The 25,107-nt window shown below is 69.9% G+C and carries 23 protein-coding genes, 1 tRNA gene and 4 pseudogenes; 10 read left to right on the forward strand and 18 right to left on the reverse strand.

Annotated elements, in window-relative coordinates:
* The first annotated feature begins 65 nt into the window (after positions 1–65).
* From IQ220_RS00235 to plsY, 5 genes are all read left to right on the forward strand, one after another.
* Positions 66–1,469 carry an MFS transporter gene (locus tag IQ220_RS00235; RefSeq protein WP_370566284.1) on the forward strand — a complete coding sequence of 468 codons (1,404 nt, stop codon included), beginning with the start codon at positions 66–68 and terminating at the stop codon, positions 1,467–1,469.
* A 62-nt stretch (positions 1,470–1,531) separates the two neighbouring features.
* Positions 1,532–2,278: an ABC transporter permease gene (locus IQ220_RS00240; protein ID WP_193913116.1), complete on the forward strand. Its 747-nt coding sequence runs from the start codon at positions 1,532–1,534 to the stop codon at positions 2,276–2,278.
* A 22-nt stretch (positions 2,279–2,300) separates the two neighbouring features.
* Positions 2,301–2,735: a DUF3119 family protein gene (locus IQ220_RS00245; RefSeq protein ID WP_193912755.1), complete on the forward strand. Its 435-nt coding sequence runs from the start codon at positions 2,301–2,303 to the stop codon at positions 2,733–2,735.
* Complete coding sequence (locus IQ220_RS00250) at positions 2,728–3,729, forward strand: DUF3086 domain-containing protein (RefSeq protein ID WP_193912757.1); 1,002 nt, start codon at positions 2,728–2,730, stop codon at positions 3,727–3,729. The genes IQ220_RS00245 and IQ220_RS00250 overlap by 8 nt, the downstream gene beginning before the upstream one ends.
* A gap of 37 nt (positions 3,730–3,766) precedes the next feature.
* Complete coding sequence (plsY, locus tag IQ220_RS00255; protein ID WP_193912758.1) at positions 3,767–4,429, forward strand: glycerol-3-phosphate 1-O-acyltransferase PlsY; 663 nt, start codon at positions 3,767–3,769, stop codon at positions 4,427–4,429.
* Between the two features lie 4 nt (positions 4,430–4,433).
* Here plsY and proC read toward each other — a convergent pair.
* From proC to IQ220_RS00290, 7 genes and pseudogenes are all read right to left on the reverse strand, one after another.
* A pseudogene (proC, locus tag IQ220_RS00260) lies at positions 4,434–5,188 on the reverse strand (pyrroline-5-carboxylate reductase).
* A gap of 89 nt (positions 5,189–5,277) precedes the next feature.
* On the reverse strand, positions 5,278–5,826 hold the full coding sequence (locus IQ220_RS00265; protein WP_193912760.1) for a cell division protein SepF: 549 nt from the start codon (positions 5,824–5,826) through the stop codon (positions 5,278–5,280).
* Positions 5,827–5,849: 23 nt separating this feature from the next.
* A complete protein-coding gene (locus IQ220_RS00270) occupies positions 5,850–6,584 on the reverse strand; it encodes a YggS family pyridoxal phosphate-dependent enzyme (RefSeq protein WP_193912762.1) in 735 nt (244 codons plus the stop codon).
* The gene (locus IQ220_RS00275) at positions 6,544–6,810 is read right to left on the reverse strand and encodes a PipX family protein (protein WP_186697135.1); all 267 of its coding nucleotides are present in this window, start codon (positions 6,808–6,810) and stop codon (positions 6,544–6,546) included. The genes IQ220_RS00270 and IQ220_RS00275 overlap by 41 nt, the downstream gene beginning before the upstream one ends.
* Before the next feature lie 22 nt (positions 6,811–6,832).
* Positions 6,833–7,782 (reverse strand): annotated as a pseudogene (locus IQ220_RS00280) (CbiQ family ECF transporter T component).
* 11 nt (positions 7,783–7,793) lie between these two features.
* On the reverse strand, positions 7,794–9,158 hold the full coding sequence (gene der / locus IQ220_RS00285) for a ribosome biogenesis GTPase Der (protein ID WP_186697133.1): 1,365 nt from the start codon (positions 9,156–9,158) through the stop codon (positions 7,794–7,796).
* A gap of 80 nt (positions 9,159–9,238) precedes the next feature.
* A complete protein-coding gene (locus tag IQ220_RS00290; RefSeq protein ID WP_193912764.1) occupies positions 9,239–9,730 on the reverse strand; it encodes a DUF1823 family protein in 492 nt (163 codons plus the stop codon).
* 23 nt (positions 9,731–9,753) lie between these two features.
* On the opposite strand from IQ220_RS00290, the gene dusB reads away from it, so the two are divergent.
* Positions 9,754–10,791 carry a tRNA dihydrouridine synthase DusB gene (gene dusB / locus IQ220_RS00295; RefSeq protein WP_193912766.1) on the forward strand — a complete coding sequence of 346 codons (1,038 nt, stop codon included), beginning with the start codon at positions 9,754–9,756 and terminating at the stop codon, positions 10,789–10,791.
* Here dusB and cobI read toward each other — a convergent pair.
* Positions 10,740–11,449: pseudogene (gene cobI / locus IQ220_RS00300) on the reverse strand (precorrin-2 C(20)-methyltransferase). The gene dusB and the pseudogene cobI overlap by 52 nt on opposite strands.
* A gap of 76 nt (positions 11,450–11,525) precedes the next feature.
* On the opposite strand from cobI, the gene IQ220_RS00305 reads away from it, so the two are divergent.
* A complete protein-coding gene (locus tag IQ220_RS00305) occupies positions 11,526–12,095 on the forward strand; it encodes an acireductone dioxygenase (protein WP_193912768.1) in 570 nt (189 codons plus the stop codon).
* A 214-nt stretch (positions 12,096–12,309) separates the two neighbouring features.
* On the opposite strand, the gene IQ220_RS00310 is transcribed toward IQ220_RS00305, so the two are convergent.
* Positions 12,310–12,383, reverse strand: a tRNA-Arg gene (locus IQ220_RS00310).
* An 89-nt stretch (positions 12,384–12,472) separates the two neighbouring features.
* On the opposite strand from IQ220_RS00310, the gene IQ220_RS00315 reads away from it, so the two are divergent.
* Positions 12,473–13,354, forward strand: coding sequence for a hypothetical protein (locus IQ220_RS00315; RefSeq protein WP_193912770.1), 882 nt, complete (start codon positions 12,473–12,475; stop codon positions 13,352–13,354).
* Here the strand turns inward: IQ220_RS00315 and IQ220_RS00320 are convergent.
* Both IQ220_RS00320 and rsmI read right to left on the reverse strand, forming a co-directional pair.
* A complete protein-coding gene (locus IQ220_RS00320; protein ID WP_186697127.1) occupies positions 13,351–13,578 on the reverse strand; it encodes a hypothetical protein in 228 nt (75 codons plus the stop codon). The genes IQ220_RS00315 and IQ220_RS00320 overlap by 4 nt on opposite strands.
* A gap of 35 nt (positions 13,579–13,613) precedes the next feature.
* Positions 13,614–14,480 (reverse strand): 16S rRNA (cytidine(1402)-2'-O)-methyltransferase, encoded by an 867-nt coding sequence (rsmI, locus tag IQ220_RS00325; protein ID WP_193912771.1) that lies wholly within the window; start codon positions 14,478–14,480, stop codon positions 13,614–13,616.
* 62 nt (positions 14,481–14,542) lie between these two features.
* On the opposite strand from rsmI, the gene IQ220_RS00330 reads away from it, so the two are divergent.
* The gene (locus tag IQ220_RS00330; protein WP_186697125.1) at positions 14,543–15,469 is read left to right on the forward strand and encodes a 3'(2'),5'-bisphosphate nucleotidase CysQ; all 927 of its coding nucleotides are present in this window, start codon (positions 14,543–14,545) and stop codon (positions 15,467–15,469) included.
* Positions 15,470–15,495: 26 nt separating this feature from the next.
* Here IQ220_RS00330 and IQ220_RS00335 read toward each other — a convergent pair whose 3' ends face one another.
* The 7 genes from IQ220_RS00335 to IQ220_RS00365 form a co-directional block, all read right to left on the reverse strand.
* Positions 15,496–17,622: a polyribonucleotide nucleotidyltransferase gene (locus IQ220_RS00335; protein ID WP_186697124.1), complete on the reverse strand. Its 2,127-nt coding sequence runs from the start codon at positions 17,620–17,622 to the stop codon at positions 15,496–15,498.
* A 90-nt stretch (positions 17,623–17,712) separates the two neighbouring features.
* Complete coding sequence (gene rpsN, locus IQ220_RS00340; RefSeq protein WP_186697123.1) at positions 17,713–18,015, reverse strand: 30S ribosomal protein S14; 303 nt, start codon at positions 18,013–18,015, stop codon at positions 17,713–17,715.
* A gap of 36 nt (positions 18,016–18,051) precedes the next feature.
* Entirely contained in the window at positions 18,052–18,705 is a 654-nt protein-coding gene (gene nth, locus IQ220_RS00345) for an endonuclease III (protein WP_186697122.1), read from the reverse strand.
* Positions 18,706–18,717: 12 nt separating this feature from the next.
* Positions 18,718–19,806: an RIP metalloprotease RseP gene (rseP, locus tag IQ220_RS00350; RefSeq protein WP_186697121.1), complete on the reverse strand. Its 1,089-nt coding sequence runs from the start codon at positions 19,804–19,806 to the stop codon at positions 18,718–18,720.
* Positions 19,807–20,568 carry a pentapeptide repeat-containing protein gene (locus IQ220_RS00355; protein WP_186697120.1) on the reverse strand — a complete coding sequence of 254 codons (762 nt, stop codon included), beginning with the start codon at positions 20,566–20,568 and terminating at the stop codon, positions 19,807–19,809. It abuts the gene before it with no gap.
* A gap of 30 nt (positions 20,569–20,598) precedes the next feature.
* Entirely contained in the window at positions 20,599–21,870 is a 1,272-nt protein-coding gene (gene serS / locus IQ220_RS00360; RefSeq protein ID WP_186697119.1) for a serine--tRNA ligase, read from the reverse strand.
* Positions 21,871–22,539: 669 nt separating this feature from the next.
* Positions 22,540–22,800, reverse strand: a complete 261-nt coding sequence (locus IQ220_RS00365) for a NifU family protein (protein WP_186697118.1) — start codon at positions 22,798–22,800, stop codon at positions 22,540–22,542.
* A 443-nt stretch (positions 22,801–23,243) separates the two neighbouring features.
* Here IQ220_RS00365 and lepA point away from each other — a divergent pair.
* Positions 23,244–25,051: pseudogene (gene lepA, locus IQ220_RS00370) on the forward strand (translation elongation factor 4).
* The last annotated feature ends 56 nt before the right edge of the window (positions 25,052–25,107 follow it).

Below are 25,107 nucleotides of genomic sequence, written 5' to 3' on the forward strand. Positions count from 1 at the left end.
CTGCTTCTGGCCCTGTCGGGCTCCGCCATTATGGCCTGCGTTCCGCGTCCCCTCCCCTGCAGCCCTTGGCGCCCACCGCAAGCGAAGCGCCAGCCCCACCGGTGCCCCTCACGGATGCCGCGGATCTGCGCGGAGCGGCCCGTCAGCGCCTGCTCTGGGCCTACGGCCTGGGCGACGCCGGCACCGGCATGGCCGCCTCGCTGATCGGCTTTTACCTGTTCATCTTCTACACAGCAGCGGCCGGGCTGCCCTCCTGGATGGCGGGCCTTGTGCTGATGATCGGCCGCCTCTGGGATGCGGTGAACGACCCGGTGGTGGGCTGGCTCAGTGACAAGACCCAGAGCCGCTGGGGACCGCGCATCCCCTGGATCCTCGGCAGTGCCCTGCCCCTGGGCGTGGCGATGGCGGCGATGTGGTGGCTGCCGCCCGGCAACCAGTGGGTGAAGTTCGCGGTGTTCCTGCTGATCTCGATGCTGGCCAACAGCTTCTACACCGGGGTGAACCTGCCCTATGCCGCCCTGGCGGCGGAACTCAGCACGGATGTGTCGCTGCGCACGCGGCTCAACTCCTCACGCTTCACCGGCTCGATCATCGCCAGCCTGGTGGGCATCGTGCTCGGTGGCCTGCTGCTGCGCGACCACCACAACCCCGCCAGCTACCTGCAGCTGGGCGTGCTCACCGGCCTGCTGGTCACCAGCTCCACCCTGCTGTGCGGCTGGGGCCTGGCCCCGGCAGCCCGCCACTGCCAGCGGCCACTGCAGCACGCCGGCACCACCCGCCGCCTGCTGAAGCGGGTGCGCGCCAACGGCCGCTTCCTGCGCGTTCTGGGCCTCTACCTGCTGCTGTGGTGCGCCCTGCAGATCATGCAGACCGCTGCTCTCATCTACCTGCCGGTGGTGATCGGTCTGCCGGAGAGCTGGAGCAACTGGATCCTGCTGCCCTTCATGGTGAGCACCCTGGCGGGCCTCTGGGTGTGGACGGCGGTGTGCCATCGCTCCGGGCGGCTGCGGGCCCTCCATCTGGGCACCTGGCTCTGGATCGCCGCCTGCCTCTCCGCCATGGTGTTGCCGGCCATGCAAGCCGGCATCGCCCCCTTGGGCTCCCTGGCCAACGGTCTGCGCCTGGCGGCGTTGCTGGCCACGATCATGGTGGCTGGCCTCGGCGCCTCGACGGCCTACCTGATCCCCTGGGCGCTCCTACCGGATGCCATCGACGCTGATCCTGAAAAACCGGCCGGCCAGTACAGCGCCTGGATGGTGCTGGCCCAGAAGATCTGCATCAGTCTGGCCCTGTTCTTCTTCGGCAACATGATGAGCCTGAGTGGCTACCAGGCGGTGCGCGATGCCCTTCAGCCCGCCAGTGCGCTGGTGGCGATCCGGCTCTGCATGGGCCTGATCCCAGCGGTGCTGGTGGTGCTGGGGCTGGTGGTGATGCGTCGCTGGCCGGAGCGGCTCCCTCTTCAGCCATGACCCGTGCTTCTGCCCTGGTGCGTTCCCTGCGGTTGACCCGTTCGCCTGGGTTGCCCAGCTGGCTGCGGGCCCCGCGTTGGCTGCGGCGGCTGGCGGTGAGCGGCCTGATCGGGGGCCAGGCGGTGAGCGCCATCGCCCGCGGCCGCATCGGCGTCAACGACCTGATGAACGAGCTGCTGGAAGCCGGCCCGGGCAGCTTCCTGATCGTGGTGATCACAGCCCTGGCTGCCGGCACCGTGTTCAACATCCAGGTGGTGGCCGAGCTCTCCAAGCAGGGCGCCAGCGCTGCCGTGGGGGGCCTGCTGGCCATGGGACTCTCCCGCGAGATCGCGCCCCTGCTCACCGCCACCCTGCTCACCGGCAAGGTGGCCACCGCCTACGCCGCCCAGCTGGGCACCATGAAGGTGACCGAGCAGATCGATGCGATCACCATGCTGCGCACCGACCCGGTGCAGTACCTGGTGGTGCCGAGGGTGCTGGCGATGGTGGTGATGGCGCCGGTGCAGTGCCTGCTGTTCTTCGGGGTGGGGATCTGGTCGGGGCAGGCCAGCAGTGCCTTCCTCTACAACATTCCCCCCAGCGTGTTCTGGAACTCCGTGCGCACCTGGATGCAGCCGGAGGATCTGCCCTTCATGCTGGTGAAGGCCCTCGTGTTCGGGCTGCAGATCGCCGTGATTTCCTGCGGCTGGGGCCTCACCACCCGGGGCGGCCCCAAGGAGGTGGGCACCACCACCACCGGCGCCGTGGTGATGATCCTGGTCACGGTGGCGCTGATGGACGGCGTGCTCACCTCAGTGCTCTTTGGATGACCCCGCCTCGAATGACCCCGCCATGACCACTCCCCCTTCTGCGGCCTCGGCCCCAGCTCCAGAGCCTGAAGCCACGAGCCTGCCGCGCCATTACGGCGTGGCCGGGGGCGTGCTGGTGCTGGCGCTGGGCTGTCTGGCGCTGCTGCCCCTCTGGGGTGGGGCCCTGTGGCTGAGCCTGGGGGTGGGCCTGCTGGGGCTGTTCCTGCTGCTGCAGACCGCTCTGCTGCGGCTCGAGTTTCAGGCCGACTCCCTGGTGGTGTGGCGCCAGAACACCGAGCTGCGCCGCTTTCCCTATGCCAGCTGGCTGGCCTGGAAGCTGTTCTGGCCGGGCCTGCCCGTGGTGTTCTATTTCCGCGAGGAGCGCAGCATTCACCTGTTGCCCCTGCTGTTCGATGCTGGGGCCCTGCGCCGACAACTGGACCGTCACCTGAGCCATCTCTCCGCGTCCGATGCCTGAGGAGCCCATCCCCACCGCCGCCTCCGAGAGCGGCGTCACCCCGCCAGGGCCTGACCCGGCTGAGCCCGCCCCCACTGAGCAGGCGGCCAGCGGCCCCCCTGACAGCGCCTCCCTCGGCTCCAGTGCGGACGCGCCGGCCTGGCAGGAGCTGGCCCTGGAGGAACTGCGTCATCGGCGCCAGCAGCTCCTGGACGAGATTCACCAGCTGGAGAGCCGCCAGGAGCAGATCAACCGCGAGATTCAGAGCAGCGTCACGGGCCAGGCCGATGGGATGGCCCGCCGGCTCAAGGGCTTCCAGGACTACCTGGTGGGCGCCCTGCAGGACCTTGCCGTGGCCGCCGAACAGGTGGACCTGGTGCCCCAGCAACTGCTGGTGGCCCCCTCGGCTCTCGATGCCGAGCAGGCGGCCCAGGCCAGCCCCCCGCCGCCCGGTCCCGCGGTGGCCGCCGCAGGCCAGTTCAGCGCCGATGAGGGCCTGATCCGCGAGCAGCTCGCCGGCTTCCAGGGCCAGCCCGATTTCTACGCGCCCGCCTGGAAGCTGCGCCGCAGCCTCGATGCCGAAGCCGCCGCCAGCCTCGACAACTGGTTTCTGGATCAGGGCGGTCGCGGCGCCCAGCCCAGCGGCGGCAGCCGCGGCCGCAATGCCCTGGTGAGCGCCGCCGCGATCGCGATCCTCGGGGAGCTCTACGGCGATCGCTTCCAGACCCTGGTGCTGGCCAGTCAGCCCGAGCGGCTGGGCGAGTGGCGCCGCGGCCTCCAGGAGGCCCTGGGACTCGACCGCGAAGACTTCGGCCCCAGCAGCGGCATCGTGCTGTTCGAGCGCCCCGATGCCCTGATCGAGCGGGCCGACCGGCTGGAGGAGCGCGGCGAGCTGCCCCTGATCCTGGTGGATGCCGCTGAGCAGGTGGTGGACATCCCGATCCTGCAGTTCCCCCTCTGGCTGGCCTTTGCCCCCGGCCCGGGCGAACTGATGCGCGACGAAGAGATCTACTGAGCCGCCTCTCCCTCCCCCAGCCAGCCCTGCCGATCCGATGACCCTGCCCCTTGCCCTGCCCCTGCTGCTCGCGGGCTACCTGCTGGGCTCCCTCCCCAGTGGCTACCTGGCCGCTCGCTGGCTGAAGGGCATCGACATCCGCCGCGAGGGCTCCGGCTCCACCGGCGCCACCAACGTGCTGCGGGTGGTGGGCAAGGGCCCGGCCCTGGCGGTGTTCCTGATCGACGTGCTCAAGGGCACGGCGGCGGTGCTGCTCGCCAAGGCCGTGCTGGAGCCCCTGGGCCAGCCCCTGGGGCCCGCCGCCTGGGCCATCGACAGCTGGGTGGTGGCCTGCGGCCTGGCGGCCCTGGCCGGGCACAGCTGGCCCGTGTGGCTGGGCTGGCGCGGCGGCAAGGCGGTGGCCACGGCCCTCGGCATGCTGCTCGGCCTGGCCTGGCCGGTGGGGCTGGCCAGCTTCGGGGTGTTTCTCGCCGTGCTCAGCCTCAGCCGCATCGTGTCGCTCTCCAGCGTGCTGGCCGCCGTGGCCCTGCCGCTGCTGATGCTGGGCTGGTTCCAGGGCCAGGGGGCCGGTGTGCGCTGGCCCTACCTGCTGCTGGCCCTGCTCACCAGTGCCCTGGTGATCTGGCGCCATCGCAGCAACCTGGGCCGCCTGCTGGCCGGCACCGAACCGCGCCTCGGCAGCAAGCCCGCTGGCTCCTGAGGGCTCAGCCCAGCTCGCGGCTGCGCTGCGCCGCCGCCAGCACCGCCTCGATCAGGGCTGAGCGCAGCCCGCCGCGCTCCAGCTGGCGCAGGCCGGCGATGGTGGTGCCGCCCGGTGAACTCACCAGGTCCTTGAGCTGGGCTGGGTGGAGCTCCTGCTGCTCCAGCAGGGCGGCGCTGCCCGCCAGGGTGAGCTGGGCCAGGTGGTGGGCCAGGGCCCGGGGCAGGCCGGCGGCCACGGCCCCATCCGCCAGGGATTCCGCCACCAGAGCCACGAAGGCCGGCCCGGAGGAGGTGAGGGCCAGGAAGGCATCGAGCTGAACTTCGGGCAGCTCATGCACCTCCCCCACCTGGGCAAACAACTGCCGCACCAACGCCCGCTCCGGCTCTTCCAGCTCGGGGGCCAGGGCCAGGCCCGTGAGCCCACAGCCCACCTGGCAGGGGGTGTTGGGCACGGCCCGCACACAGCGCCAGCTCGGGAACAGGCGCTGCAGCCGCTCCAGCTTCACGCCGGCCAGCACCGAGATCAACAGCCCCGAGGCCCCGGGCGGAGCCGTGGCCGCCACGGCCTCAAGCTGCTGGGGTTTCACGGCCAGCAGCAGCACCGGTGCCGCCCAGGCCGCCGCCGGATCGGTGCCCACCGCCAGGCCATGGCGCTCCTGCAGGCGGGCGGCGGAAGCCTGACTGGCCACCACTGCCTTCAGGCCCGGGGCCTCCAGCAGCCCTGCCTCCAGCAGGGGGAGCACCAGGCACGCGCCATGGTGCCGAATCCAACCACGCCGAGGCTGGGGAGCAGGGAACCGGAAGCAAGCGGCACCGGGTGCAACGGCAGCGGGGTGATCGAACGCTCTAGAGGGCGCTGTCCTGGCGGCCCCAGGCCGGCGAGGGAGCGGCTTCCTGGTCCTGGGCCAGCTCCCGGGAGATGGTGGTGGGGGCAGACACCTCTTCACCGCTGGCGGTGGTGACGCTGACGCAGCTGGGGGCGAACAGGAAGATGCTCTCGCCCACCCGCTCCTGGTGGCCGTCGATGGCGAAGGTGCCGCCGGCCACGAAATCCACGGCCCGCTGGGCCTGATCGGGCTCCATCATGGTGAGGTTGAGGATCACCGTCTTGCGCTCCCGCAGGGCCTGGATCGCCCGGGGCATCTCGTCGAAGCTGCGGGGCTCCATCAGCGATACCTCCGCCGCCGCGGAGGAGAGCCCCGGCATGCCGATCACATTGCTGCCGGCAAAGGGGTCGTCGGAGCTGAAATCGGAGCTGAGCGCCAGGGCGCTGCTGCGCTGGATCGGAGGGGGGTCCTGGGCGTCGCCACCGTCGTAATCGAGGTCCTCGTCGTAATCGCCTTCGAGGTAGTCATCGCCGGAGACGACGGCACGCAGGCGGGAGAACAACGACACGGAGCGAACCTCTTGGGGTGCTTTCAACCTGAATAGCGTCCCACGTCAGTGATGGCAAGCCGTTGGGACGGTCGCACACCAAACAGGGCGCTGCCGATCCGCACCCAGGTGCTGCCCGCCGCCGCCGCTTCGTGCCAATCACCGCTCATGCCCATCGAACGCTCGGGCAAGCCCAGCTGCGTGGCCAGGGCCGCGCAGGCCTGAAACAGAACCTGAAGCTCCTCGTGGCCGAGGCCCTGCGGGGCGATGGTCATCAGCCCCACCGGCCGCAGCGGCGCCAGCGTCGCCAGGCGTGGCCAGGCGGCGCGCAGCTCCTCTGGGCTGAAGCCGGTCTTGGAGGGGTCGGGCCGCAGCTTCACCTGGAACAGCGCCGCCGGGTTGAGGGATTCCTCGCCGGCGATGCGGGCCAGCCGCTCCGCCAGGGCCAGGCTGTCCACCGAGTGAATCGTGCCGAAGCGGCGGAGCACCGCCCGGGCCTTGTTGGCCTGCAGCCGGCCGATGAAGTGCCAGTCGAGTGGGGCCAGGTCGGCAAGCTCCTCCTGCTTGGCGCTGGCCTCCTGCAGCCGGCTCTCGCCGAAGCTGCGCTGCCCCGCCGCCACGGCGGCCCGGATCGCCTCGGCCGGATGGCCCTTGCTCACCGCCAGCAGACGGCAGCCGGGAGGCAACGCAGCGGTGATCGCCTCGAGCCGCGCCGCCAAAGGCTCAGAGGCCAGTGGCTCAGATGAAGGTCTGGTCAAAGAGCTGTCGCCAGTGGGCATGGGCCTCAGCGCCATCCCGGCGCACCCGGGCCAGGTTCTGCTCGGCGAAGTGACGGGCATCCATCAACGGCACCACCTCAAAACTGGCGCCCCTGGGCTGCAGGGTCACCACAAAGAAGATCCGCTGGGCATACAGCGTGGCGTAGAGATCCCTGCCGTCGGGCACTGGCGCCACTCGGTAGAGCATCCCGAAGGTGGGGTGATTGAGATAGCGCTCGGTGGTCACTCAGCCTTCTGATCTGCAGGTATTAAAGAGCACCGACACGCCATCGTAAGACCAGGAACAATCCCAGCCCCAGGCTCACCAGCAGATTGGCGGCCCGCGCCGGCGGCGCCAGGCGGTGCAGCTGCCAGGGCGGCTGCCAGGTTCCGCCCCGGGCCAGCAGGGCCTCGGCCCCCTGCTCGGAGCGCAGCAGCAGGTTGGCCAGCAGCCTCTCCCCCACCCCCAGCACCAGCCCCAGGGAGAGCTGCCAGCCGAGCCGGCGCAGGTTCACCGCCCGGGTGGCCACGGAGCGCACCAGGTTCTGCAGTTCCTCCTGCACCAGCGGCAGGAAGCGCAACGACAACAGCAGGGTGAACCCCAGCCGCTCCACCGGCCAGCCCAGCCGCGCCAGGGGGGCCAGCAGCCAGCCGAACGACCACACCAGCTCCTCCGGTGGGGTGCTGAGCAGCAGCAGGTTGGCGCTGTGCACCAGGGTGAACAGCAGCGTGGCGCCGTTGAGACCCAGCTCGGCGGAGCGGCGGTTGATCACCAGCGGGCCGAGGCTCACGGGGCCGAGGCTGATCGGCCCCCAGCGCACCAGCTCCCAGGGCATCCCGGCCCGCTGCGGTGGTGGCTCCAGGGGTGATCCAGGCAGCAGCCGCACCTCGGCCGGAGGCCGCTGCAGGGCCGCTGCGCCCACCCCACCCGCCGGCAACAGGTCGCCAGCCCCCCCACCAGCAGACACAGGGCCAGCAGCAACGGCAGGCTGCGGCGCCACAGCCGCCAGGGCAGGCCGCACACCGCGGTGATCAGCAGCAGCAGCCCCACCAGGGCCAGGCGCCAAATCGGGCCGGCCAGGATCGGCGTCACCAGGAAGGCCATGGTCCAGGCCAGCTTGAGGCGGGGATCCAGCCGCCGCAGCCAGCTGCCACGCCCGCCCTCACCGCCCTCCTCGGCCACGAACTGGCCGATCGGCATCTGGCGGAGGAGGTCCAAAGGCAGGAGGCTCAGCGGCCGCGATTCTGCTGGCGCAGCTGATCGCGCTCGGCGTCGCGCTGCTGCTTGCCACGCCAGAACAGCTTGATCGGCGTGCCCTCGAAGCCCAGGCCCTCACGGATCTGGCGCTCCACGTAGCGGCGGTAGGTGTCGCCGAACAGCTTGGGCTCGTTCACGAACAGGGTGAAGCTGGGCGGCCGCACCGCCACCTGGGTGCCGTAGTAGAGCCGGCCCTGGCGGCCGCCGCGGCTGGTGGGCGGCGAGCGCCAGCTCAGGGCCTCGGTGAGCACCTCGTTCACCACCGAGGTGGTGACGCGGCGGCGGTGCTGCTCCACCGCCAGCAGGGCCAGCGGAAAGATCGCCTGCACCCGCTGGCCGCTGAGGGCCGAGGTGAACAGCATCGGCGCCCAGTCGAGGAAGTAGAGCTTGGCCCGGAGCTCGCGCTCCATCGCCGGCATGGTGTGGCTGTCCTTCTCGATGGCATCCCACTTGTTCACCACCACCACGCAGGCGCGGCCGTCCTCCTCGATGCGGCCCGCCAGGCGCTGGTCCTGCTCGGTGACGCCATCGAGGGCATCGATCACCAGCACGCACACGTCGCTGCGCTCGATCGCCTTGAAGCTGCGGTTGATGCCGAAGTATTCGGGGCCGTAGCTCACCGAGCGGCGGCGACGGATGCCGGCGGTGTCGAGCAGCTTCCAGCTCTTGCCCTCCCGCTCGATCGTGGTGTCGATCGTGTCGCGGGTGGTGCCGCGGATCGGGCTCACGATCGCCCGGTTTTCGCCGCACACGGCGTTCAGCAGGCTGGACTTGCCCACATTGGGGCGGCCGATGATCGCCAGCTGGATCGGCTCCTCGCTCTCCACCTGCTCGGTGGGGGGCAGGTGGCCGATCACGGCGTCGAGCAGGTCGCCGGTGCCGGCGCCGTGGATGGCCGAGATCGGATGGGGTTCGCCCAGGCCCAGCCCCCAGAAGTCCGCCGCCATCGCCAGGCCGGCATCGGGCGACTCGCACTTGTTCACCGCCAGCAGCACCGGCACCCCCTGGCCCCGCAGCCACTCGGCGATCGACTGGTCGGCGCCGGTGCAGCCCTGCTGGCCATCCACGATCACCAGGGCCACGGCCGCCTCGGCCAGGGCCAGGTTGGCCTGCTCGCGGATCTCGGGCAGGAATTCACTGTCGTCATCGAACACCAGGCCGCCGGTGTCCACCACCCGGAAGCTGCGGTCGCCCCAGAAGCCCTCCTGGTAGGTGCGGTCCCGCGTCACGCCGGGCTGGTCGTGCACGATCGCCTCGCGGCTGCGGCAGAGCCGGTTCACCAGGGTGGATTTGCCCACGTTGGGGCGGCCGATGATGGCGACGACCGGTAAGGCCAAGAGTCTTATCGCAACGACTGTCCTGCCTTGACAGTACAGATAGGTCGGCTGCTGACCGTGCCACTCAGCCGGCAGGGCGCTCAGGAGATCGGCGGGTCGCCGGGGTGGCCGCGCACCGGATCGGCCGGGGCGTCCAGCAGCGGCGGCAGCGGCCCCAGCTCCGGCAGCGGTTCGCCGCGCTCGGCCAGGTGAGCCAGCAACCAGGTCACCGCCGTGGCGCGGCGGGTGCGGCGCGGGTAGAGCTCGCCGATGCGGTAGCCGCCGAAGCCCAGTTGCTGCTTGAGCAGCTGCTTGTGGGGCTTGGCGATCGAGCGGGTGAGCCGAACGCTGGCGGGGCGCTCGGCGATCAGCTGCGGGGCGAGGGGGAACGACTCCCGCCAGTCCGCCCCCGTGGCCGGGCCCGCGCTCCAGGTGCCGGAGCCATCGGGCCCATACCCCAGGCGCGGCCAGATCAGCTCACACACGAAGCGATCGCTGAGGCGGTCGGCCAGCACCGCCTCCAGCAGCGCCCGGCTGAGGGGGTAGGCCTCGGCCGTCGGGGCGGCCTGGGCAGGAGCGGCGGGGGGAAGCACGGCCTCATCCCAGAATCCTCGCCATGATCGCCGCCCCTGCCCCTGAACTGCTGCTGCTGGCCGGCCACGGCACGCCGCGGCGGTTGCGCTGCCGGGTGCTGCAGTCGCCCCTGGCGGGGGTGAGTGATCGGATCTTCCGGGGGCTGGTGCGGCGCTGGGCCCCCGATGCCCTGCTGTTCACCGAGATGGTGAATGCCACCAGCCTGGAGCTGGGCCACGGCCTGCAGAAGGTGGAGGAGCTGGGGGCTGAGAGCGGGCCGATCGGGGTGCAGCTGTTCGACCACCGGCCGCAGGCGATGGCCGATGCGGCCCGGCGCGCCGAGGCGGCGGGCGCCTTCCTGATCGACATCAACATGGGCTGCCCCGTGAAGAAGATCGCCCGCAAGGGCGGCGGCAGCGGCCTGATCCGCGACCCTGAGCTGGCCGCCCGGATCGTGGACACGGTGGCTGCGGCGGTGTCCATTCCCGTCACGGTGAAGACGCGGCTGGGCTGGTGCGGCGGCGGGGCTGACACCGCCGTGGCGTGGTGCCGCCGGCTGGAGCAGGCCGGCGCCCAGCTGCTCACCCTGCACGGCCGCACCCGCGAGCAGGCCTTCAGGGGCCGTGCCGACTGGGGGGCCATCGCCGCGGTGAAGCGGGCTCTGACCATCCCGGTGATCGCCAACGGCGATGTGGCCAGCCCCGCCGATGCCCTGCGCTGCCTGGCCGCCACCGGCGCCGATGGCCTGATGGTGGGCCGGGGAACCATGGGGGCGCCCTGGCTGGTGGGCCAGATCGACGCCGCCCTCAGCGGCCGGCCCATCCCCCCCAGCCCGGACGCCGGTGAGCGCATCCTGCTGGCCGCCGAGCAGTTGCAGGCCCTGGTGGCGGCCCGGGGGGATCACGGCCTGCTGATCGCCCGCAAACACATGGGCTGGACCTGCCAGGGCTTCCCGGGGGCGCCGCGGCTGCGCCATGCCCTGATGCGGGCGCCGACGCCGGCCGATGCCCTGGCCCTGCTGGAGGACGCCTACGGCAGCACCGCCGGCCAGCCCTGGCGGATCAGCAGCAGCGAGAAGTAGGGCTGCTCCGCCGCCGGCAGCGCCAGGGCCGGGGCCACCTGCTGGTCGGGCCAGCCCACCCGCTGGGCGAACAGGGCTGCCTCCAGCAGGCCCCGGGCCGCCAGCAGGGGGCGCACCCATTGCCAGCGGTGGCCCAGCTTGAGCAGGGCCAGCACCGTGGCGGAGGCCGCTGCCTGCGCCAGCAGCGCCTCCAGCTCGGCGGGGCTCTCGGGGGTGGGCCGGATCAGCAGGCTCTCCTGCTGCAGGGCCAGGGGCCAGGCGCCGGCCGCTGCAGCCGCCGCCACCGACGCGATGCCGGGGATCAGCCGCAGTGGGCAGCCGGGATGGCGCTGGCGCAGGGCCAGCAGCACATAGCTGCTGCTGGCGAACAGCGACACGTCGCCCTCACACAGCAGCACCACCGCCAGGCCGGCGGCCACCTCCGCCGCCAGGGCATCGGCGGCGGCGTGCCAGGCGGCGATGCGGGGGGCCGCCTCCGCCACCATCGGGAACAGCAGCGGCAGGCGGCGCTGCTGCGGACTCAGCCACGGGGCGGCGATCGCTGCGGCCATGCCCTCGGCGCCCTCGCGGGCCACCGGGTAGGCAACCACGGCGGCCTGCCGCAGCTGCGCACCGCCGCCACGGTGAGCAGCTCCGGGTCGCCGGGGCCCACGCCCACCAGGGTGAGACCAGGTGTGGCAGGGGCAGGGCCTGCTGCTGCGGTTTCTAGGCTGTCGCCCAGCGGCGCGGACGCCATGACTCTCCTGGCCATCTATCGGAACCCTGCCACCCCAGGCGGCCAGCCCGAGCTGGCCCTGCGCAGCAGCGATGGCGCCAGCATCGCCGCTGCCCTGGCCCAGCGCGGCATCACCTTCCAGCGCTGGCCCGCCCGGGCCCAGCTGCCCGCCGGCGCCGACCAGGCCCAGATCCTCTCCGCCTATGCCGCCGAGGTGGCCCGGGTGCAGGAGGGGGGCGCCTACCCCAGCGTGGATGCGATCCGCCTGGCCCCCGACCACCCCGATCGCCAGGCCCTGCGTCAGAAGTTCCTGGCCGAGCACACCCACAGCGAAGACGAAGTGCGCTTCTTCGTGGAGGGCCGCGGCCTCTTCTGCCTGCACCTGGGCGAGGAGGTGGCCCAGGTGCTGTGTGAAGCCGGCGACTGGATCGCCGTGCCCGCCGGCACCCGCCACTGGTTCGACATGGGTCCCGAACCCCACTTCTGTGCGCTGCGGTTCTTCGTCAACCCCGAGGGCTGGGTGGCGCAGTTCACAGGCGATCCGATTGCCCAGGCCTATCCCCTGCTCGATGCGCTGCAGGTGGCTTAGCTGTGTGTTCTCGCCAGGCCAGAGGCCTCAGCCAGCGCTCCCGGGCCGTCTCGGAAAGAGGCAGAAGAGCCCGCTGGAATCGTGATTGACGCTGCACGGCTCCACATCCACAACAACTGCGTGGCACGCACCCCATCGGCGGCGAGCTTCCGCTCGAAGGCGCCCAGCTCCGGCGCCTGGGTGAGCTTGAAGCGGCCCTGCTGAGCTGTGACAGCGCCCCCTGATGGATTCGAACCATCGACCGGCTGCTTAGAAGGCAGCTGCTCTATCCAGCTGAGCTAAGGGAGCGGGTCGGCCCGGTGGGCCGGCTGGGGCCATTGTGCCAGCAGCTCCTGGACAGGCCCTTAAAGTGTTCTGCTGCTCTGGATGGACGGTGGATGGTGGCTAGCCGGCTTTCCGAGGGCCAGAAGAAGGAGATCGTGGCGCGCTACCGGGCGGGAGACACCAGCACGGAGCTGGGCAAGCTGTATGGCTGCAGTGCCAACACCATCAGCCGCACCCTGAAGGCGTGCCTCGATTCGGCTGAGTATGAGCAGCTCAAGCAGCGGCGCGGCAGGCAGGCTGCTGCCGCAGCGCAGCCGGCCCCGGCCGCCGCCGCTGCTGCTCCGCCGATCCGCCTGCAGGAGAAGCCCCCAGAGGCCGAGCCGGCGCCACCAGCGGCTGAGCCGGCCGCCGGATCCGAGCCAGCAGAGAGCATTTTCGATCCGGATGAAGACCCCGTGGATGGCGGTCGACGGCGGGTGTGGGCCATCGACGACGCCGATGACTTCGGCGACGACCCCGACACGGACGACACCAACGCCGACGACCCCGACGGCGAGGACGCAGGCAGCGAGGACGACGGCCATGAGACCTTCGTGACCGTGCCGGTGCTGGCCCTCGACCATCCGCCCGAGCCGATCAGCTGCCGGCCCCTCTCCGAGGCGGAGCTGCCCAGCACCGCCTTCCTGCTGGTGGACAAGATGGTGGAGTTGCTGGCCAGGCCGCTGCGGGAGTTCACCGAGCTGGGGCCCCTTCCCCAGGACGAGGAGGAACGCCAGGCGGTGGGCGTGTTCGGCAATCAGCGCCTGGCCAAGCGCCACTGCGGCCGCAACCAGCGGGTGATCCCGCTGCCGAATCCCAGCCTGCTGCTGCTTACCGCCCCCTACCTGAGCGCCCAGGGCATCAGCCGCGTGGTGATCGATGGCAGCCTCTACGCCCTGCCGGAGCCAGGCACCCAGGCCGCGGCGAACCCCCCGGCCAGCGGTTCCGAGGCCTAGTTCCGGGGCCCCGGCCAGAGCAGGGCCGCCGAGCATCCGCCACTGACCACCCCGGCCACCAGGGCCAGCCCCACCAGGAAGCCGGCTGGCAGGGGGGCGGTGCTGCCCGCCCCCACCCAAAGCTTCGGGCGCTGCTCCAGGTTCTGGGCGCCCAGGCAGAGCAGCAGCAGCAGCAGAGCGCCGCCGGAGAGGCTGGCCAGCACCAGGCGCAGGCGCACGAGCATGGCAGCGGAGCGCGATCTGGCAGGAGTCTGCCTGCTCAGCTGCCGCGGTGCAGCAGGGCGTAGAGATCGCGGCGGCTGTGGCCGCTGCGCTCCGCCAGGTTCCGGGCCGCATCGCGGCCGCTGAGGCCGCCGGCCACCAGGGCTTCCAGCTCCTGGAGCAGCGCTGCCTCATCCCAGGCGGCTGGAGCCGCGGCCGGGGCGCCACCCAGCACGAGAGTGCACTCCCCCTGGGGAGGGGTGCGGCGGAAGTGCTCCAGGGCCGCCATCACCGTGGGGCCCACCTGCTCCTCGTGGCGCTTGGTGAGTTCGCGGGCCACCCGCAGGGGCCGGTCTCCGACCGTGGCCAGCAGGTCTTCGAGCAGATCCAGCAGGCGATGCGGCGCTTCGTAGAGCACCAGTGTGCGCTCGTCCTGGGCCAGCTCCTGCAGGCGCTGGCGGCGTTGGCTGGCCCGGGGCGGCAGGAAGCCCTCGAAGCAGAAGCGGCCGCAGGGCAGTCCACTGCTCACCAGGGCGGTGGTCACGGCGCTGGGTCCGGGGACGCAGATCACGGCCAGCCCGGCGGCGCGGGCGGCGGCCACCAGGAGTTCGCCGGGGTCGGAGATGCCCGGCAGGCCCGCATCGCTGATCACGGCGATGGCCTCACCGGCCTGCAGGGCGGCCAGCAGTTCGGGCAGCCGGGCGGCCTGGTTGTGCTGATGGAACGACAGCAGCCGCGGGCCATGGTCGCGGCCGCGCAGGCCCAGCTGGTGCAGCAGCAGGCCACTGCGGCGGGTGTCTTCGCAGGCGATGCGGTTCACCCCCGCCAGCACCTGCCGGGCCCGGGGCGAGAGGTCGCCGAGATGGCCGATCGGCGTGCCCACCAGGTAGAGCACCCCCGGCGCCGGTTCTGGCTGTTGGGTCACGGGATCAGGTCGCTTCGGGGATCAGCTGGGTTCTCCTGCACAATGCCCCCTGCAGCACCAGCATGTTGGCCACCACCCTCACCCTGCCCTCAGGCATCGCCCTGGAGGAGCTGCTGGCGGTGCTGCGGCGGCTGAGCTGGGGCGCAGCCGACATCCTGCGCGCCTATGCCCGCGGCGAGCAACCCCCCTACGGCTTTGCCGCCGCCCTCAGCGTGGACTCCGGCGGCGAGGGGCCGGTGAGTGCCGCTGACCTGGCCGTGAACCGCTGGTTGCTCGATGGCCTGGGCGGCGCCTTCCCTGACGCCGACTGGACCCTGCTCAGCGAGGAGACCGCCAGCGAGCAGCTCACGGCCGGCCAGCCCCTGGCGGCCGAGTGGATCTGGATCCTCGATCCCCTCGATGGCACCAAGGACTTTCTGCAGGGCACCGGCGAGTACGCCGTGCACCTGGCCCTGGTGCGCGCTGGCGCGCCGGTGCTGGGGGTGGTGCTGCTGCCGGAGATGGAGGAGCTCTGGATCGGCGTGGTGGCAGCTGATGGCAGTGAGGCCTGGTGCGAGAGCCGCAGCGGTGAGCGCAGCCCGGCCCGGCTCAGCGGGCGGCGCGAGCTGGGGGAGCTGGTGCTGGTGGCCAGCCGCAACCACCGCGACCAGCGGCTGGAGCAGCTGCTCGGCGCCCTGGAGCTGGGCGACACCAAGGCGATCGGCAGCGTGGGCGGCAAGGTGGCCACGATCCTGCGGGGCGAGACCGACCTCTACATCTCGCTTTCGGGCAAGAGTGCCCCGAAGGACTGGGACATGGCCGCGCCCGAGGCGGTGCTGCGGGCGGCCGGCGGCAGCTTCAGCCACGCCGATGGCGCGCCGCTCACCTACAACAGCGGCGACGTGCGCCAGGCCGGCTGCCTGATTGCCAGCCATGGCCTGGCCCACGGCCAGCTGTGTGAGCGGGCCGCGGCGGCCATGGCCGTGATCGACCCTGGCTTCCCGCTCTGACCCCAGCCCCTCAGACGGGCCCCGGCTCAGACGGGCACGGGGGTGTCGGCCTGGGGCACGCCGCGCAGGGTGAGGTTGATGCGGCCGCGGTTGTCGATCTCGCGCACGCGCACGGTCACCTGATCGCCCACATTCACCACATCCTCCACCTTCTCCACCCTCGATTCGCTGAGCTGGGAGATGTGGATCATGCCCTCCTTGCCGGGCAGGATCTGCACGAAGGCGCCGATGGGGATCACGCGGGTGACCCCGCCGCTGAACACTTCCCCTTCCGTGATGCGGCGGGTGAGGCCCTCGATGATCCTCTGGGCCTCCTCGGCGGCGGCGCCGTCGTGGCTGGCAATGGTCACCACGCCACCGTCTTCGATGTCGATCTTGGTGTTGGTGCGCTCGGTGATGCCCTTGATCGTGCGGCCGCCGGGGCCGATCACGGTGCCGATCAGTTCCGGATCGATGCGGAAGCTGAGCAGGCGCGGGGCGTGGGGGCTGAGGCTCTGGTTGGGCTTGTCGATCGCCTCGAGCATCTTCTCGAGGATGTGCAGCCGGGCCGGACGGGCCTGGTTGATGGCCTCGGCCACGGTGCTCACGGCCAGGCCGGTGATCTTCATGTCCATCTGCAGGGCGGTGATGCCCTTCTCGGTGCCCGCCACCTTGAAGTCCATGTCACCGAGGAAGTCCTCCATGCCCTGGATGTCGGTGAGGATGCGCACCTCCTCGCCCTCCTTGATCAGGCCCATGGCGGCGCCGCTCACGGGGGCCTTCAGGGGCACACCCGCATCCATCAGGGCCAGGGTGCTGCCGCACACCGAGCCCATGGAGGTGGAGCCGTTGGAGCTGAGGCACTCCGACACCACGCGCAGCACGTAGGGGAAGGATTCCTTGGCGGGCAGCACCGGAATGATCGCCCGCTCCGCCAGGGCGCCGTGGCCGATCTCGCGGCGGCCGGGGGAGCGCATCGGCTTGGTTTCGCCGGTGGAGTAGGGGGGGAAGTTGTAGTGGTGCAGGTAGGTCTTCTCGGTGGACGGGTTGAGGTCGTCCATCTCCTGGGCGTCGCTGGGGGTGCCGAGGGTGGCGCAGGAGAGCACCTGGGTGAGGCCGCGCTGGAACAGGGCCGAGCCGTGCACGCGCTTGGGCAGCACGCCGGCGGCGGCCTGGATCGGACGCACCTCATCGAGGCTGCGGCCATCGACGCGCTTGCCTTCGCCCACGATCTGGGCGCGCATCAGCTGCTTGGTGAGGCGCTTGTAGGCGTTGCCGAGGGCCTTGCCGCCGGAGGCCTTGCGGATGGGGTCGTCCTCACCGAGGCCGGCGATCTTCTGGCCCACCTCGGCCTTGATGGCGTCGAGTTTCTCATCGCGCTCGGCCTTGCTGAGGCTGAACTGCTTGAGCAGCTCGCCGATGGGCTGGCTGCACTCCGCTGCCAGGAAGCCGGGCAGGGCGGGATCTTCCTCCAACGGTTCGGGGATCACCTGCTCGATGCCCAGCTCCTTGAGCAGGTTCTGCTGGGCCTTGATCAGTTCGCACACCGCTTCGTAGCCGAAGTCGATGGCCTCGATCACATCCTGCTCGGGCAGCTGGTTGGCGCCCGCCTCCACCATGATCACGCCCTGGGGGGTGCCGGCCACCACCAGGTCGAGCTCGGAGCGCTCGGTTTCGCGGTAGGTGGGGTTGAGCACGAAGTCGTCACCTAGCAGGCCCACGCGCACGGCGGCCATGGGGCCGTTGAAGGGAATCCTGGCCAGCAGGGTGGCCATCGAGGCGCCGGTCACGGCGAGCACATCGGGCGGCACCCGTTCATCCAGCGACAGGCAGGTGGCCACGATCTGGAGGTCGTCGCGCATCCAGTTCGGGAACAGCGGCCGCATCGGGCGGTCGATCAGGCGGCAGATCAGGGTGGCGCGCTCGGGGGGGCGCGACTCGCGGCGCATGAAGCTGCCGGGGATGCGCCCGGCGGCGTAGAGGCGCTCCTCGTAGTCGCAGATCAGGGGGAGGAAATCGATGCCTTCACGGCCTTTGGAGCGGGTGGCGGTCACCAGAACCGACGTATCACCACACTCCACCATCACAGCACCCCCTGCCTGGGGAGCAAATCGCCCGGTGGTCAGCCGGATCTCCCGACCATCGAAGGAGATCGACTGAGTTTGTCCTTGCACTTGGCCTTATCTCTCTTTGTCAACCACCATTCTCGCATTCAGCCGTGCTGGGGTGCGGCAGCGCCCCGCCAGCACGGCTGGAGGTGAGGCTCACCAGGACGACTTGACCACACCGGGCAGTTCACCCTTGTGGGCGCGGTCGCGCAGCTGGTTGCGGCAGAGGCCGAAGTCGCGGTAAACGCCGCGGGGCTTGCCGGTGGCCCAGCAGCGGTTGCGCACCCGGTTGGGGGCGCTGTTGCGCGGCAGGGACTGGATCTTGCGGTGGATCTCCAGCCGCTCCATCGGATCGGCGGCGGCTTCGAAGGCGGCCTTCAGGGCAGCGCGCTTGACGGAGAAGCGCTCCACCATCTTCTTGCGCTTCACGTCGCGCGCAATCATCGACTTCTTCGCCATGCGGGCCGGAGTGGTAGCGGTCAGGAATCGTTGAGCCTACCGCGTGGCCCCTGCCCCCATCGGGCAGAGGTCGGCGATCGGGCAGCTGGGGCAGCGGGGGCTGCGGGCCGTGCAGACGGCGCGGCCATGGAAGATCAGCCGGATCGAGAGGGTCTGCCACTCGGGCTGGGGGATCAGCTTCATCAGATCCGGCTCGATGCGGCGCGGTTCGCTGTGGCGGCTGAGGCGCAGCCGCTGGGCCAGGCGGCTCACGTGGGTGTCCACCGTGACGCCGGCGTTGATGCCGTAGCACCAGGCCAGCACCACCGAGGCGGTCTTGCGGGCCACGCCCGGCAACTCCAGCAGCTGCTCCATCGTGCGCGGCACCTCGCCGCCATGGCGCTCGATCAGCAGCCGTGAGGCGGCCACGATGTTCTTCGCCTTGTTGCGGAAGAACCCTGCCGAGTGCACGTAGGGCTCCACTTCGGTGGCATCCACCACGGCGGCGCTGGCGGCGTCGGGGAAGCGCTCGAACAGGGCCGGGGTGATCCGGTTCACCCGTTCATCGGTGCACTGGGCCGAGAGCATGGTGGCCACCAGCAGCTCGTAGGGCGTGCGCCAGTCGAGGGAGCAGGTGGCATCGGGGTAGAGCACGCCGAGGCGCTCCAGGATCTGGGGCGCCCGCTGGCGGGCCGTGGCGAGGCGCGGCATGGGGTGGCCCGATCAGCGCCCGAGCAGTTGCTGCACGGCGGGGAGCTGGGAGGTGTCCTTCACGATCAGCAGCATGCTGAGGCCCACCAGGAACACAAAGCCCGACTGCATGAAGGCCATCTGGAAGCGTTGCGGCAGCGGCCGCCCCCGCACGCCCTCCAGCAGCAGCAGGGCGAGCTGGCCGCCATCGAGCAGCGGCAGCGGCAGGGCGTTGAGCACCGCCAGGTTGATCGAGATCAGTGCGGTGAACAGAAAGAGGCTGCCGCCGCCCTGCTGGGCCAGGGTGGCGCCCATCTCCACGATCTTCACGGGTCCGGACACCTGGGAGGCCGTTTCACCGAAGTGGGTGACCAGGGTGACAAAGCCGCCGGCGGTGCGCTTCAGCAGCAGCCAGCTGTCGCGGCTGGCCTGGCCCATCACCTCCAGGGGGCTGCGGGCCGGGCGGAACAGCTCGGTGCCGTTGGGCTGGAGCTGGGCGCCGATGCGGCCCACGCCATCGAGATCGCTGGGGGTGAGCCGCAGGGCCAGGCGCTGATCGCCGCGTTCGGCCACCAGCGTGAGATCGCGCTCCGGCGCCGCCTTGATCTGCTCCACCAGGGAGGCCACGGCCTGCTGGCCGCCGCCGATGTCCTCACCGGCCAGGGCCACGATCCGATCGCCCGGCTGCAGGCCGGCGACGGCGGCGGGCTGGCCGGGCAGCACGCCCGACACCAGCACCCCAGGCGCGGAGGTGAAGCCGGCCGGCAGGCCCACCACCACCCCCTGAGCCACCAGCACCAGCCAGGCCAGCAGCAGGTTGGCCAGCACCCCGGCGGCGATCACCAGGGCGCGCTGGTGCAGGGGGCGGTTGGTGAGCAGGTCGGGATCGTTCTTGGCGATCGGGCTGTCCTCGTCGTCGTCGGGGAAGGCCACGAAGCCACCCAGGGGGATGGCCCGCAGGGCGAACTGCACGCCCCGGCGCTGGCGCTCCAGCAGCACCGGCCCGAAGCCGATCGAGAAGCTGCTCACCCGGATGCCCTGCCAGGTGGCCGCGAAGAAATGGCCGGCCTCGTGCACCACGATCAGTCCCGCCAGGATCGCCAGTGCCGTGAGAACGCCCATTCAGGTCGTGTCGCTGAGAACATCCATTGTGGGGCCGCTGGCGGCGGTACCGCTTGGCGGCAGGGGCTGATCGGAGAGGGCCTGGCTGAGATCGGCATCCTGGAAGTCGGTGCCGGTGAGGCGGGCGCCGCGCAGATCGGCCTGGTGCAGCCGGGCCCGCAGGAAGCTGGCGCCACGGAGATCGGCCGCGGAGAGATCGGCGCCGCTGAGGTCGGCGTCGCTGAAATCGGCCCCCTGCAGGTCCACGCCGTGGAGGTCGGCATGGCGCAGCACCGTGCCGGAGAAGTTGGCGCCCCGCCAGCGGCTGAAGGGAATGTGCAGGCCCTCGAGGTTGGCGCGCTGCAGATCGAAGTCGTCCTGCCAGATCCCAGCGGCTGAGAGATCCTCCAGGGCGCGGATGCGGCCGAGGCTGTTGGTGGTGCCGGCCTGTCGGTCAGAGAGCAGCAGATCGAGCATCTCGTGGTGCTCGCGCTCGCGGCGCTTGCCCGCCTCGAAGATGAACACGAAGGCGGCGGCCACGATGCTGAACGCTTCGGCGTTGTCGATGCTGATGATCTCGAGATAGTTGCTGGTGAGGCAATCGGGCTCCAGGCGGGCGCGATGGCAGTTCTCGAAGCGGTTCACCGCCGACAACAGTACGAACGAGCAGGCCGCGGCGATCAGCACCCGGAACTGGAAGGAGCGATCGAGCTGGCGGAAGAAGGGTGAGCGGCGGCGCCGCTGCTGCTGGTCGTACCAGGTGCTGGTGGGCCTCTGTCTCATGGCGTGGGGGGCTGTTCAGGTGCCTGCGGCTCAAGCGATCCGCTCGCCTCCGAAGTAGGGCGCCAGGGCGGCGGGCAGCATCACCGAGCCATCGGCCTGCTGGCCGTTTTCGAGCAGGGCGGCCATGGTGCGGCCCACGGCCAGGCCGCTGCCGTTGAGGGTGTGCAGCAGCTGGGTGGTCTTGCCCTGCTTGAAGCGGATGGCGGAGCGGCGGGCCTGGAAGTCGTGGCAGAGGGAGCAGCTGGAGATCTCGCGGTAGGCGCCGGCGCCGGGCAGCCACACCTCCAGGTCGAAGGTGCGGGCGGCGGAGAAGCCGAGATCGGCGCCGCAGAGCTCGATGCGGCGGTAGGGGAGCTGCAGGGCCTCGAGGATTGATTCCGCCTGGGCGGTGATCAGCTCCAGGGCCGCCGCCGACTGGTCGGGATGGCAGAACCAGTAGAGCTCCACCTTGTTGAACTGGTGCAGGCGGATCAGGCCGCGGGTGTCGCGGCCGTAGGAGCCGGCCTCACGGCGGAAGCAGGGGGTGTAGGCGCAGTAGCGCAGGGGCAGCTGCTCGGCGGGGATCACCTCATCGCGGTGCAGGGAGGTGAGCGGCACCTCGGCGGTGGGGGTGAGCCAGAGGTCGTCGCCGGCGCACTGGAAGCTCTCCTCGGCGAACTTGGGCAGCTGGCCCGATCCTGTGAGGCTGGCGGAGTTCACCAGCACCGGCGGCAGCACCTCGGTGTAGCCGCAGGCGGTGTGGTGATCGAGCATGAAGCCGATCAGGGCGCGCTCGAGGCGCGCGCCGGCCCCCAGCAGGGTGATGAAGCGGCTCTGGGCGATGCGCACCGAGCGCTCGGTTTCCCACAGGCCCAGGCGCTCGCCGATCTCCCAGTGCTCCTGCAGGCCGGCGGGGGGCCGCGGCTCGCCCCAGCGCTTCACCTCCACGTTGTCGGCCTCGCTGCGGCCTTCAGGCACCTCGGGGGCGGGCAGGTTGGGCAGGGTGAGCAGCTGCTCGCGCAGCTGGCTCTGCAGCGCCTTCTCCTCCTCCTCCAGCACCGCCACCTGCTGCTTCACCCGGTTGCCCTGCTCCCGCAGGGCCGCCACCTCCGGCCCGCCCGGATCGGCGCCGCCGCGGATCAGCTGGCCCACCTCCTTGCCGATGCGGTTGCCCTCGGCCTGCAGGCCGCTGCGGCGCTGCTCGAGGTCGCGCTCCTCGGTGGCCACCAGCTGCAGGCCGATCAGATCCACGCTCAGGCCGCGGCGGGCCAGCTGGCTCACGATCTGGTCGGGATGGCTGCGCAGCAGGCGCTGATCGAGCACGGCAGGGGGGCGGATCGAGGCAGCCTAAAAGCAGGCCTGGCAGCGGCTTGGGGCATGACCCCGTGGGCCTTCAGTCGATGAAGAGCTGCACGCCGGCGCGCAGGATGAGGTAGCGCGGGGGGCAGGGTCACGGGGTGAGTGGGATCGCGGTGGCGGCCTACGACGCCACCGTGAGGACCAGGTGGGCGCGGGTACAGGCTGAGGCCGGCGTCCTTCTCTCTGGTATGGAACAGCGAGGCTGCCTCGGCTTGGCCGGCGAGCCGGGCGGAGGCATCGGTGTGTCTGTTTGATCGTGTGCCGAAAGTTGGGGGTTGGGACCGAAGCTGAACCCCATTCAGGCTGCCAATTTTAGTGGGCTGATCAAGATGATCATGCAGGTGCCTGACTTCAACAGCACCGCGAGCCCGGTGGGGATGATGGCCAATTGAAATGATCCACTCGATCAGGCGGGGGCGATAAATCCAGAGATTGAGAGCTTGTAGCTACGCCTGCATTGTGCGTTTAATTTGATTTGGTTTTGATTTGATAGTTATTTCAAGAGGGAATCCGGCTGCTACTTGGCTAGAGCTTCGACAAAATGCGTTTTGATCCATTCAATAGTTGTATGGTGACAATAATCGTGATTGTCCCCAGAGCCTCTTGTGAGCCCTTATGTCGACAGGGTCGGCTTCAGAGCACCTGCACCACCTCGCTGACTTCAGGAATGGCCTCCCGCAGCTTGCGTTCGATGCCCATCTTCAGGGTCATGGTGCTGCTCGGGCAGCTCCCACAGGCTCCCTGCAACCGCACTTTCACAATAGGCCCCTCGATTTCCACCACCTCGACGTTGCCCCCATCGGCCATCAGGTAAGGGCGCAGCTCATCAAGGGTGCGCTCCACGTTCTCCACGGTGAGGGCACGAGGATCAAGAGTGGGCGTCTCAGTGGTCATGACGTCAGTTCGGGAATCAGCTCCATCCTAATGAGGGGCTCCTCTGGGTGGCTAGATCTGGGGTTTGCCCATGTCAGGGCCCAGGGAAAGCGTTTGCCGAAGCCGATTTTCCTGGCCAGGGCCCGGGGCGTTTGGCTGATGAAGCAGCCAAGGCTGGGTTGACCAGAGCTTGGGCTGCCGCATGCTCCGGCAAGCCAGCTGCTGGTGGCATGCCAATCCTGCTCGACGGCCCTTTTAGGGCTCGCGCAAGCGAGCTCGGCTGTCAGGTTCAGTGGATTGGTCCTGGGCGGGCTGGTAGGTGAATGTTCGTGATACCACCCCCCACCCCCGCCTTTAGGAAGCCCTCCTGAGTGGGGCTTCTCCAGGGGGTCCCCTGCCCCTGCCTAGGATCATGCTGCCTCCGCCCCTGGCTTCGACCTGCGGGAGCGGCTGAATCTGAGCGCATGACCGACGTTTCTGTTTCCCGCATCCGCAACTTCTGCATCATTGCCCACATCGACCACGGCAAATCCACCCTCGCCGATCGACTGCTGCAGGACACCGGCACCGTGGCCGTTCGCGACATGCAGGAGCAGTTTCTCGACAACATGGAGCTGGAGCGTGAACGGGGCATCACGATCAAGCTGCAGGCGGCGCGGATGGATTACACCGCCGCCGATGGCACCGACTACATCCTCAACCTGATCGACACCCCCGGCCATGTGGACTTCTCCTATGAGGTGAGTCGCTCGCTGCAGGCCTGCGAAGGGGCCCTGCTGGTGGTGGATGCGAGCCAGGGGGTGGAGGCCCAGACCCTGGCGAATGTGTATCTCGCCCTGGAGAATGATCTGGAGATCATTCCGGTGCTCAACAAGATCGATCTGCCCGGTGCCGATCCGGAGCGGATCAAGGAGGAGATCGAGGCGATCATCGGCCTTGATTGCTCCAGGGCGATCGCCTGTTCGGCCAAGACCGGCCTCGGCGTGCCGGACATCCTGGAGGCGGTGGTGGAGCGGGTGCCGCCTCCGGCCAACCGGATGGCCGAGCCGCTGCAGGCCTGATCTTCGACTCCTACTACGACGCCTACCGCGGCGTGATCGTGTACTTCCGGGTGATGGCCGGCTCGATCAGCCGCAAGGACAAAGTGCTGCTGATGGCCTCCGGCAAGAGCTACGAGCTCGATGAGGTGGGTGTGATGGCGCCGGATCAGCGCCAGGTGGAGAGCCTCCACGCCGGCGAGGTGGGCTACCTGGCCGCCTCGATCAAGGCCGTGGCCGATGCCCGCGTGGGCGACACGATCACCCTGGCCGCCAACCCGGCGGCGGCGGCCCTGCCGGGCTACACCGAGGCGAAGCCGATGGTGTTCTGCGGGCTGTTCCCCACCGATGCCGATCAATACCCCGATCTGCGCGAGGCCCTCGACAGGCTCCAGCTCTCCGATGCGGCCCTGCGCTACGAGCCGGAAACCAGCAGTGCCATGGGCTTCGGCTTCCGCTGCGGCTTCCTGGGGCTGCTGCACATGGAGATCGTGCAGGAGCGGCTGGAGCGGGAATACAACCTCGATCTGATTGTTACCGCCCCATCGGTGATCTATCAGGTGAACCTGCTGGATGGCTCGATGCTGATGGTGGATAATCCCGCCACCCTGCCGGATCCGCAGAAGCGTGAATCGATCGAAGAGCCCTATGTGAAGCTCGAGATCTATACCCCCAACACCTTCAACGGCACCCTGATGGAGCTGTGTCAGGAGCGGCGCGGCGAGTTTGTGGACATGAAGTACATCACCACCGATCGGGTGACGCTCCACTACGAGATGCCGCTGGCTGAGGTGGTAACGGATTTCTTCGATCAGATGAAGAGCCGCACCAAGGGCTATGCTTCCATGGAATACCAACTGATCGGCTACCGCCGCAATGAGCTGGTGCGCCTCGATGTGCTGATCAACAGCGAGAAGGCCGATCCCCTCACCACCATCGTGCACCGCGACAAGGCCTACAACGTGGGCAAGGGGCTGGTGGAGAAGCTGAAGGAACTGATCCCCCGCCAGCAGTTCAAGATTCCCATCCAGGCCTCGATCGGCAGCCGTGTGATCGCCTCGGAGAGCATCAGTGCCATGCGCAAGGACGTGCTCGCCAAGTGCTATGGCGGGGACATCTCCCGCAAGAAAAAACTGCTGAAGAAACAGGCCAAGGGCAAGAAACGCATGAAGGCCATGGGCAAGGTGGAGGTACCCCAGGAGGCCTTCATGGCCGTGCTCAAGCTCAACAGCTGATCGCTGCAGCCTGGCGCAAGAGGTGGCAGTCAGTTCCCGATCTGGCTGCGGCCACT

The organism is Cyanobium sp. LEGE 06113, assembly GCF_015207615.1.

Coding starts and splice junctions, on each gene's coding strand:
- IQ220_RS00245 (WP_193912755.1), top strand. CDS start 2,301: ATGACCACTCCCCCTTCTGCGGCCTCGGCCCCAGCTCCAGAGCCTGAA.
- IQ220_RS00250 (WP_193912757.1), top strand. CDS start 2,728: ATGCCTGAGGAGCCCATCCCCACCGCCGCCTCCGAGAGCGGCGTCACC.
- plsY (WP_193912758.1), top strand. CDS start 3,767: ATGACCCTGCCCCTTGCCCTGCCCCTGCTGCTCGCGGGCTACCTGCTG.
- IQ220_RS00270 (WP_193912762.1), bottom strand. CDS start 6,584: ATGCCCACTGGCGACAGCTCTTTGACCAGACCTTCATCTGAGCCACTG.
- dusB (WP_193912766.1), top strand. CDS start 9,754: ATGATCGCCGCCCCTGCCCCTGAACTGCTGCTGCTGGCCGGCCACGGC.
- IQ220_RS00305 (WP_193912768.1), top strand. CDS start 11,526: ATGACTCTCCTGGCCATCTATCGGAACCCTGCCACCCCAGGCGGCCAG.
- IQ220_RS00315 (WP_193912770.1), top strand. CDS start 12,473: ATGGTGGCTAGCCGGCTTTCCGAGGGCCAGAAGAAGGAGATCGTGGCG.
- IQ220_RS00320 (WP_186697127.1), bottom strand. CDS start 13,578: ATGCTCGTGCGCCTGCGCCTGGTGCTGGCCAGCCTCTCCGGCGGCGCT.
- IQ220_RS00330 (WP_186697125.1), top strand. CDS start 14,543: ATGTTGGCCACCACCCTCACCCTGCCCTCAGGCATCGCCCTGGAGGAG.
- rpsN (WP_186697123.1), bottom strand. CDS start 18,015: ATGGCGAAGAAGTCGATGATTGCGCGCGACGTGAAGCGCAAGAAGATG.
- nth (WP_186697122.1), bottom strand. CDS start 18,705: ATGCCGCGCCTCGCCACGGCCCGCCAGCGGGCGCCCCAGATCCTGGAG.
- rseP (WP_186697121.1), bottom strand. CDS start 19,806: ATGGGCGTTCTCACGGCACTGGCGATCCTGGCGGGACTGATCGTGGTG.
- IQ220_RS00355 (WP_186697120.1), bottom strand. CDS start 20,568: ATGAGACAGAGGCCCACCAGCACCTGGTACGACCAGCAGCAGCGGCGC.
- IQ220_RS00365 (WP_186697118.1), bottom strand. CDS start 22,800: ATGACCACTGAGACGCCCACTCTTGATCCTCGTGCCCTCACCGTGGAG.